At 55.4% G+C, this 14,098-nt stretch carries 13 protein-coding genes and 1 tRNA gene; 3 read left to right on the top strand and 11 right to left on the bottom strand.

Annotated features, from left to right (window positions below):
- Positions 1 to 119 precede the first annotated feature (119 nt).
- The 4 genes from JMJ16_RS39985 to JMJ16_RS39970 all read right to left on the bottom strand — a co-directional run bounded on the left by JMJ16_RS39985 (position 120) and on the right by JMJ16_RS39970 (position 4,640).
- Positions 120 to 1,460, bottom strand: a complete 1,341-nt coding sequence (locus tag JMJ16_RS39985; protein WP_201390566.1) for an exonuclease SbcCD subunit D — start codon at positions 1,458 to 1,460, stop codon at positions 120 to 122.
- 198 nt (positions 1,461 to 1,658) lie between these two features.
- Positions 1,659 to 2,057 carry a COX15/CtaA family protein gene (locus JMJ16_RS39980; protein ID WP_201390563.1) on the bottom strand — a complete coding sequence of 133 codons (399 nt, stop codon included), beginning with the start codon at positions 2,055 to 2,057 and terminating at the stop codon, positions 1,659 to 1,661.
- Positions 2,058 to 2,347: 290 nt separating this feature from the next.
- Positions 2,348 to 3,229: a UTP--glucose-1-phosphate uridylyltransferase GalU gene (galU, locus tag JMJ16_RS39975; protein ID WP_201390561.1), complete on the bottom strand. Its 882-nt coding sequence runs from the start codon at positions 3,227 to 3,229 to the stop codon at positions 2,348 to 2,350.
- Between the two features lie 241 nt (positions 3,230 to 3,470).
- Positions 3,471 to 4,640 carry an AZOBR_p60025 family cell surface glycopolymer formation protein gene (locus JMJ16_RS39970; protein ID WP_201390559.1) on the bottom strand — a complete coding sequence of 390 codons (1,170 nt, stop codon included), beginning with the start codon at positions 4,638 to 4,640 and terminating at the stop codon, positions 3,471 to 3,473.
- 561 nt (positions 4,641 to 5,201) lie between these two features.
- On the opposite strand from JMJ16_RS39970, the gene JMJ16_RS39965 reads away from it, so the two are divergent.
- Positions 5,202 to 5,492: a hypothetical protein gene (locus JMJ16_RS39965; RefSeq protein WP_201390557.1), complete on the top strand. Its 291-nt coding sequence runs from the start codon at positions 5,202 to 5,204 to the stop codon at positions 5,490 to 5,492.
- Between the two features lie 87 nt (positions 5,493 to 5,579).
- Positions 5,580 to 6,344, top strand: a complete 765-nt coding sequence (locus JMJ16_RS39960) for a hypothetical protein (RefSeq protein WP_201390555.1) — start codon at positions 5,580 to 5,582, stop codon at positions 6,342 to 6,344.
- A gap of 68 nt (positions 6,345 to 6,412) precedes the next feature.
- Here JMJ16_RS39960 and JMJ16_RS39955 read toward each other — a convergent pair whose 3' ends face one another.
- On the bottom strand, positions 6,413 to 8,140 hold the full coding sequence (locus JMJ16_RS39955; protein ID WP_201390553.1) for an NRAMP family divalent metal transporter: 1,728 nt from the start codon (positions 8,138 to 8,140) through the stop codon (positions 6,413 to 6,415).
- 494 nt (positions 8,141 to 8,634) lie between these two features.
- On the opposite strand from JMJ16_RS39955, the gene JMJ16_RS39950 reads away from it, so the two are divergent.
- Positions 8,635 to 9,006, top strand: coding sequence for a hypothetical protein (locus JMJ16_RS39950; RefSeq protein ID WP_201390551.1), 372 nt, complete (start codon positions 8,635 to 8,637; stop codon positions 9,004 to 9,006).
- 133 nt (positions 9,007 to 9,139) lie between these two features.
- Here the strand turns inward: JMJ16_RS39950 and JMJ16_RS39945 are convergent, their stop codons facing one another.
- The 6 genes from JMJ16_RS39945 to JMJ16_RS39920 form a co-directional block, all read right to left on the bottom strand.
- Entirely contained in the window at positions 9,140 to 10,660 is a 1,521-nt protein-coding gene (locus tag JMJ16_RS39945; RefSeq protein WP_201390549.1) for an ATP-binding protein, read from the bottom strand.
- Between the two features lie 9 nt (positions 10,661 to 10,669).
- On the bottom strand, positions 10,670 to 11,374 hold the full coding sequence (locus JMJ16_RS39940; protein WP_201390547.1) for a response regulator transcription factor: 705 nt from the start codon (positions 11,372 to 11,374) through the stop codon (positions 10,670 to 10,672).
- A 121-nt stretch (positions 11,375 to 11,495) separates the two neighbouring features.
- The gene (locus tag JMJ16_RS39935; RefSeq protein ID WP_201390545.1) at positions 11,496 to 12,326 is read right to left on the bottom strand and encodes a DUF5666 domain-containing protein; all 831 of its coding nucleotides are present in this window, start codon (positions 12,324 to 12,326) and stop codon (positions 11,496 to 11,498) included.
- Between the two features lie 125 nt (positions 12,327 to 12,451).
- Entirely contained in the window at positions 12,452 to 12,826 is a 375-nt protein-coding gene (locus JMJ16_RS39930; protein WP_201390543.1) for a hypothetical protein, read from the bottom strand.
- Positions 12,827 to 12,942: 116 nt separating this feature from the next.
- Positions 12,943 to 13,015, bottom strand: a tRNA-Arg gene (locus JMJ16_RS39925).
- Between the two features lie 237 nt (positions 13,016 to 13,252).
- Positions 13,253 to 14,056, bottom strand: a complete 804-nt coding sequence (locus tag JMJ16_RS39920; RefSeq protein WP_201390541.1) for a CHAP domain-containing protein — start codon at positions 14,054 to 14,056, stop codon at positions 13,253 to 13,255.
- Positions 14,057 to 14,098: the final 42 nt, after the last annotated feature.

The raw sequence follows: 14,098 nt of genomic DNA, 5'->3' as shown, positions 1-14,098 counted from the left end.
GGTTTTATGAGTTGTGGGCGCGGTATGGAATTCTTTTGGGATGGTGATGAGCGTATTTTCATTGAGGGTAGGGGTGGGGCGCCCGCATTTTTCAATGGGGCGCCGGGGTGAGGGGTGGGTCAGGATTTTTCGGGGGTGAGGAGGGTGGTGCGTTTGTCGCGGAGGTATTGGGCGATCTGAGCGGGTTCCTCTTTGCGGAGGGCCTGGGCTTTGATGTCGGCGAGGACGTTGCTCCATTGTTCTTTGGCGGTGAGGAAGCGGTTGTCGCGGGCGAGGAGTTCCTCGAAGATGTGGCGTTCGAGTTCGTGCCAGAGGGAGCGGTCGCGGCCGTCGAGGTCGCCTTCGTCGGGTTCGTAGTCCTGGTCGCTGGTGTGGTTGTCGATGCGGGCATGGAGGGGGTTGAAGTACTGGCGGAGCATTTCTTCCATGCGCGATATGTCGAGGGAGCCGGCGTCGAAGGCGAGGGTGCCCGAGAGGGTTACCTGGACGACGGGAGGCTTCTCGGTTTGGGCGTAGGCGGGGCCTTTGTCCTGGCAGTAGGATTCGAGGCGCAGATAGATGTCCTCTGGCTCGTTGAGGCCGTCGACGCGGATTTCGTGGCGCACGAAGGGGCGGCGGGTGCTCTTAAGGCGCTCGGCGTGGTGGATGCGTTCTTTCTTCTCCAGGTTGATGATGCGTCCGGGCTCGTCGGTGTCGATCTCGACGTAGTAGTAGCCACGATCCTCCCACTGGACCTCTTCGGCGCTACAGGTCTCGGTGGAGCCGGGATTGTAGATCCAGCCGTCGAATTCGTAGGGTTTGTGGACGTGACCGAGGGCGAGATAGTCGACCTGGCCGCTGAGGGCCTGGAACTGGGCCATGGTGGGAAGGCCCTGGATGCGGGCGACCATGCCATCGATGCCGGTGTGCATCATGAGCAGGCGGTAGGCGACGCCGGAGGCGTCTTCGTCGGCGCGAGCGTCCTGGAGGGCGTGTGACATGCCTTCGAGGGCGCGGGAGGTTGAGGAGCCAAGCCAGTGGATGCCGTAGACGCGCAGATTGCCGTCGAGGAGATCGACATAGGCGCCGAGCATGTTTTGCTGGTCCCAGGGTTCGAGCTGGGGCATGCCGTCGACCATGCGCGGCTGGAGCAGGACGAGGTAGCCCTGATAGCAGAGGAATTGCAGCCAGGAGGTACCCTCGCGGTAATAGCTGCGGTCGTGGTTGCCTTCGATGGCGATCACGGGGATATTGGCGTCCTTAAGCTTCTTCAGACCTTCGATGGCGTGGATGAGGGTCAGGGCGTCGATGGCGCGTTTGTTGAAGAGGTCGCCGGCGATGACCATGAAGTCAACGCGGCGCTCGATAGCTTCATCGACGAGTTCCCAGAAGGCCCATGTGAAGTCGTTGAAGCGTTCGCGGACGCCGTATTGTTCATAGCCCAGGTGGGTGTCCGCGCAGTGTATGAAGGATGCGCGCATAAGGGTTATGCCTTTCTTTTTTGGTATATTCCAATAAATTGGGAAAGAAAAAATTTTTGTGGGGGACACCCCACGCCCCGGCAGGAGGGGGACCCTCCTGCACCTCCCCTTCCAATACATTGGAAAAGTAATATTTTTTGTGGGGACACCCCACGCCCTGGCAGGAGGGAGACCCTCCTGCACCTCCCCCTTTTTATGTTACATGGTGGCGGGGCCGGTCATGAAGGCGCGGGCGGCGGCGGCGACGAGGATCAGGGCGGCGATGCCGTAGATCAGGGCGTCGGTGCGTGGTTTTTTGCCGCTGGATGCGTAGGTGGTAGCGACGGGTATGGCGAAGATGACGATGGCTCCATAGACGTAGTGGAGGTAGTAGAGGTTGGAGCCGCCGCCGGGTTTGAGGCCCGAGGCTACCATGATGAGGCCGAGAAGGCCTTGTAGGGCGGCGAGGCCGACGGCGATGTACATGCCAATCGCCAGGGGCCGGGTGACACCTGATTTACGAAAATATTGCACGAAGCTCCAGATCATGACGATGGCGCCTGAGAGAAAGATCAGGTATGGGTTGTATTGATGAAGGGTTAGTACGAGTCCAGTCAAGGTTGATACTCCTCAAGGAATCTATTCTTTGCCTACTTGGCATAACCGGTAAGGGTTGTGGATGCTGTGTTGTAATATAGCGCGAGTGGGGAGGAAAAACAAGTTGGGGGCAAGGTATGGCGGTATGGGGGTTGCGGGCGGTTCGGTTTTCGGGCGATAAATCGCCTTGCACGCGATAAATCGGGCGCCTATGACATTGGGAGGCGAGTAAAAAAACAAGTAAGAGATAGGAAAAAGGTGAGAGGATGAGTTGGAATAGCCAACTCATCCTCTCACCTTTTTCCTATCTCTTAGAATCTCTGGTCTTGGAGGACGGAGTGCATGTATTCGCGGAGGGCGGGGGCTAGTTCGGGGCGTTTGAGAGCGTAGGCGATGGAGGTCTTGAGCAAGCCGAGGGGGGTGCCGGTGTCGAAGCGCTCGCCATCGAAGCGGAGGCCGTAGCAGCGGCCGGATTCGGCCTGGCGCTGGAGGGCGTCGGTGAGCTGAATCTCGCCGCCTTTGCCGGGCTGGGTCTGCTCTAGAAGTTCGAAGATGTCGGGCGAGAGGACATAGCGACCGGCAACGGCCAGGTTGGAGGGGGCCTCTTCAGGGTCAGGCTTCTCGACCATGTGAGAGATTTTGATGAAGTCGTTTTCGCCTTTGACGGCCTCGCCAGCGACGATGCCAAAGGATGAGGTCTCTTCTTTGGGGACCTCGAAGAGGGAGATGACACTGCTCTGGGTGCGCTCAAAAAGTTCAATCATGCGGGGCAGGCAGGGTGTTTCGGGGGCGACCAGGTCATCGCCGAGCATGACGACGAAGGGTTCGTTGCCCACGAGGTGTTTGGCGCAGAGGACAGCATGCCCCAGGCCGTGGGCCTCTGGCTGGCGGACGGCGGCGAATGAGGCCAGGGTCTGTACGCGGCGCAGCTCCTCTAGCTCTTTGAGCTTGCCTTTGCGCTCCAGGGTGCGCTCCAGGTCGGGGAAGGAGTCAAAATGGTCTTCAATGCTGCGCTTGCTGGAGCTGGTGACAAAAATAATCTCTTCAATTCCAGCGGCCACGGCCTCTTCTACAATGTATTGTAACGTCGGTCGATCGACGAGGGGTAACATCTCTTTGGGGATTACTTTACTTGCTGGCAGAACACGAGTGCCTAGACCAGCTACCGGCAGTACGGCTTTACGTATGCTCATCGGTCCTCCTGATAATAAGAGCACAGAAGTGACGCCTTAATGTCTGACGCTCGACTTCTCTTTTACTATTGTAGTGTATGTACTTATGGTTGGTCAATCTGTACCAGGGAGACGACGCTACGAGGGGAGACGACGCTGCTGAAGCACGCGTCTAAATATAATGGGGACGGGCGATGTGTGGGTGATGATGGGAGCGACGTGCGTGGCACGTCGCTCCCATCATCACCCACACATCATCTTTTTAGCTGGGGAAGTGGAGGATAAAGAGTCCGGCGATGTAGAGGATGAAGGTAATGGTGTAGATTTGGGAGGTCCAGAGGGTGAAGCGGTCACGGGCCTGCCAGCCGTAGAGGAGCATGGCCAGGACGAGGCCGGTTGAGAGGCGACCGGCGGAGACGAGTTCCTCATATGAGGCGATGGACATGAAGATGGTCAGGGCCAGATTTAGGCCCCAGATGAGCCAGGTGTGCCAGGTACAGTTGCCCCAGCGGCGCAGGAGGACGGCGCGGGCGAAGGCGATGATGCTGAGCACGGTGGGGATAAGCATCAGGATGATGAGTGGGGGGAAGCGATTATGGTCCTGGTAGAAGACAAATAGCCCGCGAAAGGGGATGCGCTCGAAGGGGGGAGCATAGCCCAGACCGGTACGCCCAAAGATGACGACGATCAGGCCGTACCAGAGTACGATGGGGAGGAGCGAGATGAGGGCGAAGCGGATGCTTTCCCACCAGCGGCGGCGCCAGAAGAGGAGCGCGATATAGCCCAGGGGGAAGAGGGCGGCGGTTTCGCGTGCGAGGACGGCCAGACTCATGCAAAGGGCGGCTGTACGGGTGCGTTTCCATTCTAGCGAGAGCAGGCCCAGGCAGATCAAAAAATAGGTCAGGGGTTCGGTTGTGTCGAAGATAAAGGCGGTGGCCTGGCCGAAGTAGAGGCCGAGGGCCAGGCTATACCAGGGCGAGAGCTGGCGTCGCTTGAGCAGATAGGCCGCGATCTCTACGCTGCCCACAATTGAGATAAAGTTGATGAGCAGCATGGCATATGGGACCAGGACTTTCTGTCCCAGGCTAAGTAGCGCCGTCAAGAGGGGATAGATAATGCGTTGATAGCGGTATGAGGGATCATCAATATGCGCGGGCGCGTGCTGGGGGTCGGTCACCATATAATAGAAAAACTGGCCATCGTAGCCGGCGCTTCCATGAGCTACATGCTGCGAAAAGACTGTACCGATGTGCACATAATGCAAGGCATCATACTGCTTATATATGCTAAACGCCACGATGAAGACCAGGTAGAGCAACGCTGTAACCAGCGAAGGTCTGATAAGAAATGCCAGGAGGCGCCTGGGTCCTGCCTGTCCCTTCCCCTGCTGAATCAGTTCGCCTGAAGACGCCGTCTGTGTGCCTGTACTCATGAAAAAAACCTGCTTCCTCTTGCAATATTAGGAAAAAGTCTAGCAGAACCATTTGGAAATGGCAAGAACGATGCTTTGGCGAGGGGGTTGGCAAAAGCGCCTTCGATCTCATAGGCGCCACGTTTACGGCGCGCAAGGCGATTTATCGCAGCGGTACATGGTTGCGACCAGCCAGATGTCATGCGCCGTTTGTTGGAGAGAAATACCATCCAGGGACAATGAGAGAGCGGTGATATGAGTCGATTAACCGTTGCCCGGCATCACTGCGATAAATCGCCTTGCGCGCGATAAAGCGGGCGCCTATGTCACGTAGGGAGAGCCCATGTGGTGAGTGGATTTGGGCGCATGTGAGGGTGGGTGAGTTATTCGTGAGTATTTGCAGAGTAAAGATTAACTGCGTCTTGATGTTTTCTTGAAATCTCAGCTTTATAATCGAGAGTGTCGGTGGGAAACAAGTAGGCAGAGAAATAAGTTCCCGGGCGACAAGCTTATTCCACGCATATGTTTATGCTCTGCGAAAAGAGAATAGATAGAAATTTTTGGAAATGAAGGAGCTAGCTGATGAATTGGAAAAAGCAGGCACGGCGCTTGAGCCTTCTTCTCGTCTTGAGCGCGTTGCTTATTCTCTCATGCACGCTGGTGGCGTGTGGAGGTAATGCTAGGGGTACGAGCACAGGTACGACGACGAGTAGCACACAGACGACGTCCAGTCAGTCGACGTCTGATCAGTCTACGACGAGCGATAATGGCAGCGATGATCAGCAGATTCAGAACCTGATGCAATCGGCGAATGATACGTCTCCAGATAACAATGGTGGTTCGCATGGCAGCGATGATGGGTTTATTCCCTAAGCAGGTCCCTACCGGAATGTTGGCCAAGTTCATAGCCTATATTCACGCTGAAAAAGAGTTTTTTGAGAAAGGATTCGGTTTAAAGATATGATCAGCCCAATGCAGTTTGTACGCCAGTTTTCGGGTCGTGTTGGTTTCGCCGTTGGTTTGGGGGTGCTCTCGTTGAGCATGGCATTGCCGGCACAGGCTTTCGCGGCCACGACGAATGTTGATGCCCAGAAGTGTGGGGCCAAGGATGTAAAGTGTGTGATTGCCTTTGGAGATCAGCGTATCACTGAGCGCCTGACCGATCTCAGCGCCCTAGACACCAAGGTGCAGACCTTGCAGCAGAAGAAGCATATCGGCGAAGACGAGGCCGACGCCTTGAAAAATGATGTGAGCACCAATAAGAATGGCCTCAATACGCTGAAGAGCAAGCTGGACGCCGAGAGCGATGCCCAGGCCGCGCGCCAGGATGTGAAGAACATTTATGAGCAGTTCCGCATCTATGCCGTTGTGCTACCACGCGATGAGCATAGGCTGCACCTTGACGTCGAGAAGACCCTCGATGATAAGCTCACGGATATGAAAACGAAGATTGAGGCCCGCATCGATAAAGCGCCCGCAGATAAGAAGGATCAGTTGAACAGCCTGTACAATGACTACAAGGCGCAGTTGGCGGCCGTCACGCCTCTGATTGATGGGGCGAAGGCCATCCTCCCTAACATGACCCCGGCCAACTTCAATACTAATCGCAGCGCCTATGAGGGGCAGCTCAATACACTGAAAAGCGATGAGAAGACCATCCAGAGCGACCTGCAAAAGGCCGCTAGCGATCTGAAGCAGATCAACCAGACTCTTAAAAAGAAGTAAAAGTGGATAATAAAAATACAGTGGTGCCCTCGCATGCGAGGGCACCACTGTATTTTTATTATCCACTTTTAATGGCCCTGGCCGGTCAGGAGGCCGTAGAAGAGCAGGAGAGCGGCTGTGGTGAGGACCAGGGTTGTAATAATGAGGCCGGTATTGGTCAGCCAGCTCAGGCGCTGCTGCTTCATTACCTTGCGGCTATTGCCGATGATGAGCAGGTAGATGACCAGAATGGGGGTTAAGACGCCGTTGAGGATATTGGCCCAGAAGAGTAGGGTGATGGGATCGAAGTGGCAGAGGGCCAGGACCAGGCTTACCGCTAGCGCGCAGGTAAGGATGAGATAGAAACCTTCGCGCTGCCAGGGCTTCTTGGAGAGGCCCACGGGCCAGCCGAAGGTGCCTGCCACGGCATAGGATGTACTGGCAAGCAGGACGGGAATCGCGACCAGGCCCGCGCCAATGAAGCCAATCGCGAAGAGGTAGGTGGCGTAGGGTCCGAGGATGGGAGTGAGCGCGACTGCCGCATCTGAAGCGGTTTGAATTGTCTTGTGATGAGTAAAGAGGGTAGTCGCGGCAGTCAGAATAATACAGTAGGCAACCAGGTTACCACTCACGGCTCCCAGGACGATATCGAGGGCCGCGTAGCGTGATTGCTGACGCTTCGTCTTGCCCAGGCGTTTCTCCTCTTTCTCGCCCTGCATCTGCCAGTAGATTGTATAGGGCGAGATGGTGGCACCTAGCAGGGCCACGGTGCTACTGATGCTATCGAAGGAGAGTCCGACGTGGGGCACAAAGGTATTAAAAAGGACCGCGCCCCAGGCGGGCTTTGAGAGGACGGAGGTCACGAGGTAGACCACAAAGGCCAGGCTCATCACAAGAAAGACCTTCTTGATGGACTCAAAGTTGCTATAGACGGACAGGTACCAGAGGATAAGGGCCACGGGAATAACAAACCAGATCCAACCGATACGTGAACCCGTAAGGAGTTCAAAGCCGCTACTGACCGCGACCAGGTCAGCAGTAATCAGCGCCACATTAGCGCTAATCAGCACCAACGAGGCCAGGATAGCCACGCGGCGACCATAGTGAGTTCGCAGTACCTCGCCCAAGCCCTGGCCAGTGGCGCGGCCAATTTGAGAACAGCTATACTGGACCGCCTGGTAGAGGGGCGTCGCCAGCAGCATTAGCCAGAGGTGCGCGAGTCCAACCTGGGCGCCATCAAGCGAGTAGGCGCCAACGGCTGAGGCATCATTACCGGCCATGCCGCTCAGAAAGCCGGGGCCAAGCATGCGTAACAGGCTGGCTTTACCACCCTTCTGAGAAACTTGCTCCTCCACATCTCGGGCCGCTTCAGCGTCGATACCGGGATGTGCCTCCATCTGGCGCAGGCCTTCAGTGGTAGGGATATGCTCTTCAAGCTCGTCGAACAGGTCGTTCTCTTGCTGGTGCTCGGTCTCAGTCTCGATCTGCTCGCGGCCCTGGGCAGTTAGACGTTTAGATTCGTTCTTATCAATGTCGAGTGTCACAGTGCCGGGATTATGGTTATCGTGAGGGGAGTCTGGTGCATCGACCTGTTGAACGCGGTCGGCAGGAATCTCTAATTGCTTATGGAAAACGGTACCTTTACGCACGAGGAGTTTTTGGACGCGGCCCTGGCTATCGCGTACGACTTGCTCAACCTTCGGTTTGCTGACATCCTCTTCGCCCAGGTCGCCCTCGGTGGCCGCGACCGACATACCGGGCTGGATGTCATCGACTTGAGATGGGGGAGTTTGTTCCTCTGGATTTTTCGTGGCCATATGTGCTTTTCCTTTGCTCTTTGGACGAAGGTAGGCAAATGGTTACGTCCCCCTCGCCACACATGGAATACTGTTCTGCTATATCTTATTACTATCGGAAAAACAGAAAAGTTTCAGGGTGGGGAGGTAGGATGTGGAGGGGACGCGGCGGGGGGACGACGCTACTAAAGTACGCGTCTACATATCATGGGACGGGGGGGAGGGCACATGTTCTTGGAGATTTTTAGCTTGGCAGGTAGCTTTTCATGCGTTATGCTGTTATCGATGTATGTATTTCTTTTATAGCAAGGATGGCATGATGAGTACTTATGTTGAGCAATCTGAGGGTGTTGCGGGTAAGACGAGGCGGGTAGTGGGGCGGGTGGCTTATGCGTCGGCGGGGCTCTGGATCGTGCGTTTGCTGGCCTTTTTTTGTTCCGGCATTGCGGGATGCGAGTCCGAGTGGGGCGCCGTTGTTAAGCGAGGTATTTTGTGTGTTGGGGATCGCGACGCATATGACGTTGCTGCCGGTTGTGGATGCGCTGCCGGGTCCGAGATGGGGGAAGGCAGCGGGCTATAGCTGGATCGCGATTGACATGGCAACTGAGATCATGCAGTTGAATGGTGTGCCACATGCGACGTATATCGCGTTGAAGTATGGCGGGCATATTTCGGCGGCGGTCTGGTTCGCCACGGCTTCGTGGAGACAAAAGGGGGCGATGCGTGTTGTGGGGTTGCTCCTGGCCGTGGTCCTGGGTGGCTACTCTTTCGTCGCGCCGTTTGATCCGACGCATTTTATCGGGCTGCTGCCCTCGTTGGTTTTGATTCCGACCTGGATCATCCTGGCGGGGCGTGAAATCACCAGAGGGAGGAGCCTATCCTCATGATGCGAGATGCTCGTTTTTCGGTATTCGTGCGATAAATCGCCTAATGCGCGATAAATCGGGCACCTATGAAAGGGAGATATCCTTCATGAGGATATCCGGACAAAATTTGCCAGCAAAGTCTGAAATGTGGCGCCTATATAAGAGTATGACAGCAATCTATTATGGGAAGTTGGAGGGTTATGGTGGTGCCTTGATTAGGGGTGCTGGTGAGGGTGATGGTACCGCCGTGGGCGCGGACCAGGCCCTGGGCGATAGAGAGGCCCAGGCCGCTGCCACTCTGGGAGGTGGTGCGTGTGCGGGCTTGATCGACGCGGTAGAAGCGATCAAAGATGTGGGGAAGAGCTGAGGCGGGAATGCCAAGGCCGGTATCGGTGATTTCTACGCAGGCCAGAGAGAGATCCTCGCGTTGTTTACTCAGGGCGCGCAGAGTGATATCTCCACCAGGAGGGGTAAACTTGATGGCATTCTCAACAAGGTTGAGGAAGACGCGACGCAACTGGTCGCTATCACCTTCAATGGAGAGGGATTTGGGCAGATCAAGGGTAATATGCTGACCTTGAGCTAGAATATCGGCCTGTTCTTTTACATTGGTCAGGAGTTGGCAGAGATCGATGTGGGTCTTTCTGAGTTTCACCTGGCCTTCGTCCAAGCGAGAGAGTACGAGCAGGTCGGCGACCAGGCGTTGCAGACGCTCGACCTCGTTGTACATACCAAGAACCAGGCGGCGTTTAGCCGCCGCGTCACCATTGTCGGCTTCCAGCAGCAGCATCTCCAGGCTTCCTCCCAGGCCCGTTAGGGGGGTACGTAGCTCATGGGAGACATCAGCCACAAATTGTTTCTGGCGCGCAAACATGTGCTCCAGGCGGATGACCATACTGTTGAAGGCCGTGGCCAGGCGGCCAAGCTCATCCTGGGTTGGGGGTTCGGAGAGGCGCTGAGTGAGATCGCCACCGGCGATACGCATACTGGCACGTTCGATTTCGGCCAGGGGGCGCAGGGCGTGGCGAATCAGGGGTAGCGTCAGGAGAGCGGCCACAAGGAGGCCGATAGCGATGGCGATAAAGAGGAGCAGGCGGGTGGAGGAGACGGCGCTATCGATGACAGTGGTTGAGCTTTGAAGTTGAAGGACGCCCTCAGTATATGTCATGCTTTGCTTATCCGTCACCACAAAAATATTATAGCAGACAACCAGTTGGCGCTGTCCATTGGGGAGAGTCATGAGCATGCTAGCATGGCCCTGTTTATGCACCTGCTGTAGTAGCTCCTGCTCCTGCTCGGAGCTAAAGATGGTGGTAGAAATTTTCCCCTCATCACTTTGAGCCAGGGGATGACCATCAAGAGAGAGAATGGTCACAAGGATACTTTTATCGACAACGCTTTGCGCTCCCGAGGCAATTTTACGCGCCTGGGACAATGAGAGGGGCTGAGGATTAGAAAGGGTGTTAGTTGGGACACCTGAAGCTTGGATCAGAATGCTCGCCTGAGTGTTAAGCGTGCTGAACTGGTTGGAGAGGAGCACCTGCTCCTCGACACTTGAAACGACAATGCCCATCGTAATCAAGATCAGCGCCAGCAGACCAAAGGAGACGAGAGCCACGCGCCAGCGCAGGGGAAGGCGATTGAGCCAGAGAGAGAGCCAGGAGAAGCGGCGCATAGGATCACCTCAGCTTTTCACTTCACGCAGGACATAGCCAACGCCACGCACGGTTTGCAGTAGTTGGGGAGGGAGATCCTGGAGTTTCTCCCGCAGGTGTTTGACATAGACCTCGATGACGTTATCATCGCCGACATAGTTGTAGCCCCAGATACGCGCCAGGATGGCGTTGCGCGTCAGTACCTGGCGGGGATGAGAGAGAAATAGCTCCAGAAGCTCAAACTCGCGCGGAGTCAGCTCTATTTCGCGTGTACCACGGCGTACGACACGGGTAGAGCGATTGAGGGCAATATCTTGAAAAACCAGCACATTGCCAAGCTGTAAGCCGCGTCGTCGAAGGACTGCCCGCACACGAGCCAGGAGTTCTTTGAAGGCAAAGGGCTTGGTCACATAATCATCGGCCCCTAACTCAAGACCAGCCACGCGATCCTCCACCTCCTCGCGGGCTGTCAGCATAATAATGGCGGTATTGTAGACGCCGTGAAGTTGTTGCGCAACGGCCATACCGTCCAGGCCGGGGAGCATAAGGTCGAGGATGATAATATCTGGCTTGTGCCTTTCCACGGCTTGCAGGGCCTCGTGGCCAGTCATGGCTACATGCACAGTAAAGCCCTCATACTCGAAGCCCATGCGCAGAAACTCAATAATCTGCCGCTCATCATCGACGAGCAAGATGGTGGGCATGTGCTCTTGTGCTTCGGGAGAAGATACCATATGGCCTCGTTCTGTATGATATGTAGACGCGTGCTAAAGCACGCGTCTACATATCATACAGAACGAGGCCATATGTAGGATACGTGCCTTAGTAGCGTCATTGTCCTAGAAAACAACGCTTTTACTTGCTGGGCTGCTTGCAGACTGAAGTATCCGAAGGGGGTTCGGCAACGGCCAGTTTCTGGGCATCCAGTGAACCATTGCTAGCTAGCTTACCATCTGCCACGATAAAATCGCCAACCTTCAATTCGCTTAAGGAGACATGACGGCCAGCGATTTTGCTCGCGAACTCGGTGCTCGTACTAGTATTGACGGTATAGGTCTTGCCATCCTTAAAACCGCTCACTGTAAGGGTTGACCCATGGATCGCGGTAATGCGTCCCAGGATGTTAGTCTGGTTGGTATTAGCCGAGCCAGCAAGCTTCTGTTTATCGCTCTCGGAAGAGGGCTTTTTCTCGCTGGAGGAGGGTGGCGGCCCAACCGTGATAGATTGGGCGGTCAGAGCCTTATCAGCGCGATAGACGCCAGCGGCCTGGATAAAGTCACCAACCTTCAAATCTTGAGATGAGATGGCCTTGTCTGTCAGCTTGTTCCCATACTCTGTGGAAGAGGTTGTGGTGACCGAGACAATCGCCCCATTGTCATAGCGGCGCAGGGTAAGCGAAGAGCCGTTAATGGCGGTAATCGTGCCGAGCACATGGGCGGTATTGGGATCGGGCTGCTTCCCCGGATTGCACTTGGAGAGATCGACCAGATTTGTGTTAGCTAGAAGAGAAGCATTGGTAGAGGCCTGGGCAGTGTGCATAAAGATGCCGCCTGCGACGAAGGATGCGAGCATCAGGCATGTGCCCACCAGGGCATAGAGATGAACTGGTTTAAAGCGAGGCGGGCGCGGACTAATCTTGTCGAGAGGCGTACTGTTCTCGACCTCAGGGTTTCTTTCCTCTGACATAGGATAGTATTTCCTCCTTGATAGGTTTACAGACAAGAGAACAGGTGTGGTCTTGTCTTCGAGAGCTAGCATAGCAAGCTGGATTGAAATATCAGGAGGTTTTTGCTGAAAAAACGCTGAAGAAATTAATCCGATGTATCAGGCGAGAGGCACTCGATCATGAGGACCTGGGGGTCTTTGACACGGTGGCTCATCTTGACGATATTCTGGATGTTGGCGGGATGGGTCATGAAGCTTGTGGCCATGTCGACGGCGTCCTCGGCGCTGGCAAAGATACCATCGAAGAAGGCCAGGGGATCTTTTTCGAGGAGGAGGCCGACATGCCAGCCTTCATTGAAGGAGAAGACCAGCAGGAGGCCGATGTGGTGACCAGCGATCTTCGCCAGGCTGGTGGTGTGGTAGATAACGTCAGTGGCGGTGCGATCTTCGAGGCGGAACTCCTGATCCTCGATACGGAGGGAAGAAGGAAAGACCATATCCTGGGCGGACCCATCACTCATGAAAATATCCTTTGCGCTGTAAGGGCTTTTGTTAGATGTGGATATTATACTATGTAAACGCGATTTCTTCAGAAAGGGGGCGCATGTGGAAAAAATGTGGATGAATTGTGGAAAAGTGGGCCTGAGAGGACTCGAACCTCCGACGCACGGTTTAGGAAACCGACGCTCTATCCACTGAGCTACAGGCCCATCGCCTTCAATGATACCATACTCGTCAATCATCGTTCAATAGGTTTTGTGGGGTATTTCAGGGAAGAGGGAAAGGCAGATTGTGCCTGACGAAGCCAGGTACAGTCTGCCTCTTCCCTGCCAAAAAGAAGGTGCATGGGGTCTCGATACGACAACTATTTATAGGGACTACCTCTCTCGCGTGGGCAAGCATAAGAAAGATAGTTTGGCCATTTATAGTTTGGCTATGTATAGTTTTTATTGGGGGCTGACAAAAGATACACCCCGGCCGGGGTAGTAGTGCTGGTAGGAGACGGCGCGGGGATTAGGTTGCCAGTTCATGGAACTGGCGATCACTGATCCGTCGTCTAGAACACGCTCTACGACTCCGACGTGGCCTGCTCCGCCTGAGCCTTGTACGCCACCCTGGAGCACGATAATGGCTCCCTCGGTGGGGGCTGAGGAGACGTCCCAGCCTGATTCGGCCGCGCGGTCGGCCCATTGCCAGGCCATGGCGCCACCATGGCTCCATGGAACATAGTATCCGTAGAGGTCATGGAAACGTTTATTGGCATACCAAGTACAGGTTCCAAAGGGGAAGCTGTTGTAGTCTATCTCATCATCTGAATCAAGCCAGGGAAACTGGCTGATAAATGAGGGCTGTTGTGGCCCTCCCCTGTTGCGTTCCAGCGATAGGGATTGTAGATGAGGCTGCGCATTCTCTCCCTTCGCGGCGTTGTTCACGCCCTCCTCCGCATTGGCAGCCTTGAGAGACTCGTTCTGGTATGGCGATGTTTTTCCATTGTTATGGCATACAAGTTGATTGCGGGAGGAGTGTTGAGAAGGTTGGGCGTGTTGATCTGACAGGTGCTGCTGGCTCGCGCTTTGCACGCTTGCGCACTGGGACGCCTCGGCGGCGGCGACCTGGACATTCTGCATGGAGAGTCCCAGGGCAACACCAATCGACAGTACGCCTAGTAGCGCCAGGGCGCCGGTCTTGAGTACACGCTGTAGTATCTGTGATGGCTGGAGTTCGCTCCAGCTTTTTCGCTGCGTTCGCACTATATCCTCTTCCATTTCGGCAACTTGCAGACCCCTGCAATG

The organism is Ktedonobacter sp. SOSP1-52, assembly GCF_016587395.1.
The sequence above is the reverse complement of the archived record's forward strand: the minus strand, read 5'-3'. Positions and strand labels throughout refer to the sequence as shown.

Excerpts from the sequence above, each read along its gene's own strand:
- JMJ16_RS39985 (WP_201390566.1), bottom strand. The coding sequence starts at position 1,460 with ATGCGCGCATCCTTCATACACTGCGCGGACACCCACCTGGGCTATGAA.
- galU (WP_201390561.1), bottom strand. The coding sequence starts at position 3,229 with ATGAGCATACGTAAAGCCGTACTGCCGGTAGCTGGTCTAGGCACTCGT.
- JMJ16_RS39970 (WP_201390559.1), bottom strand. The coding sequence starts at position 4,640 with ATGAGTACAGGCACACAGACGGCGTCTTCAGGCGAACTGATTCAGCAG.
- JMJ16_RS39965 (WP_201390557.1), top strand. The coding sequence starts at position 5,202 with ATGAATTGGAAAAAGCAGGCACGGCGCTTGAGCCTTCTTCTCGTCTTG.
- JMJ16_RS39960 (WP_201390555.1), top strand. The coding sequence starts at position 5,580 with ATGATCAGCCCAATGCAGTTTGTACGCCAGTTTTCGGGTCGTGTTGGT.
- JMJ16_RS39955 (WP_201390553.1), bottom strand. The coding sequence starts at position 8,140 with ATGGCCACGAAAAATCCAGAGGAACAAACTCCCCCATCTCAAGTCGAT.
- JMJ16_RS39950 (WP_201390551.1), top strand. The coding sequence starts at position 8,635 with ATGACGTTGCTGCCGGTTGTGGATGCGCTGCCGGGTCCGAGATGGGGG.
- JMJ16_RS39945 (WP_201390549.1), bottom strand. The coding sequence starts at position 10,660 with ATGCGCCGCTTCTCCTGGCTCTCTCTCTGGCTCAATCGCCTTCCCCTG.
- JMJ16_RS39940 (WP_201390547.1), bottom strand. The coding sequence starts at position 11,374 with ATGGTATCTTCTCCCGAAGCACAAGAGCACATGCCCACCATCTTGCTC.
- JMJ16_RS39935 (WP_201390545.1), bottom strand. The coding sequence starts at position 12,326 with ATGTCAGAGGAAAGAAACCCTGAGGTCGAGAACAGTACGCCTCTCGAC.
- JMJ16_RS39930 (WP_201390543.1), bottom strand. The coding sequence starts at position 12,826 with ATGAGTGATGGGTCCGCCCAGGATATGGTCTTTCCTTCTTCCCTCCGT.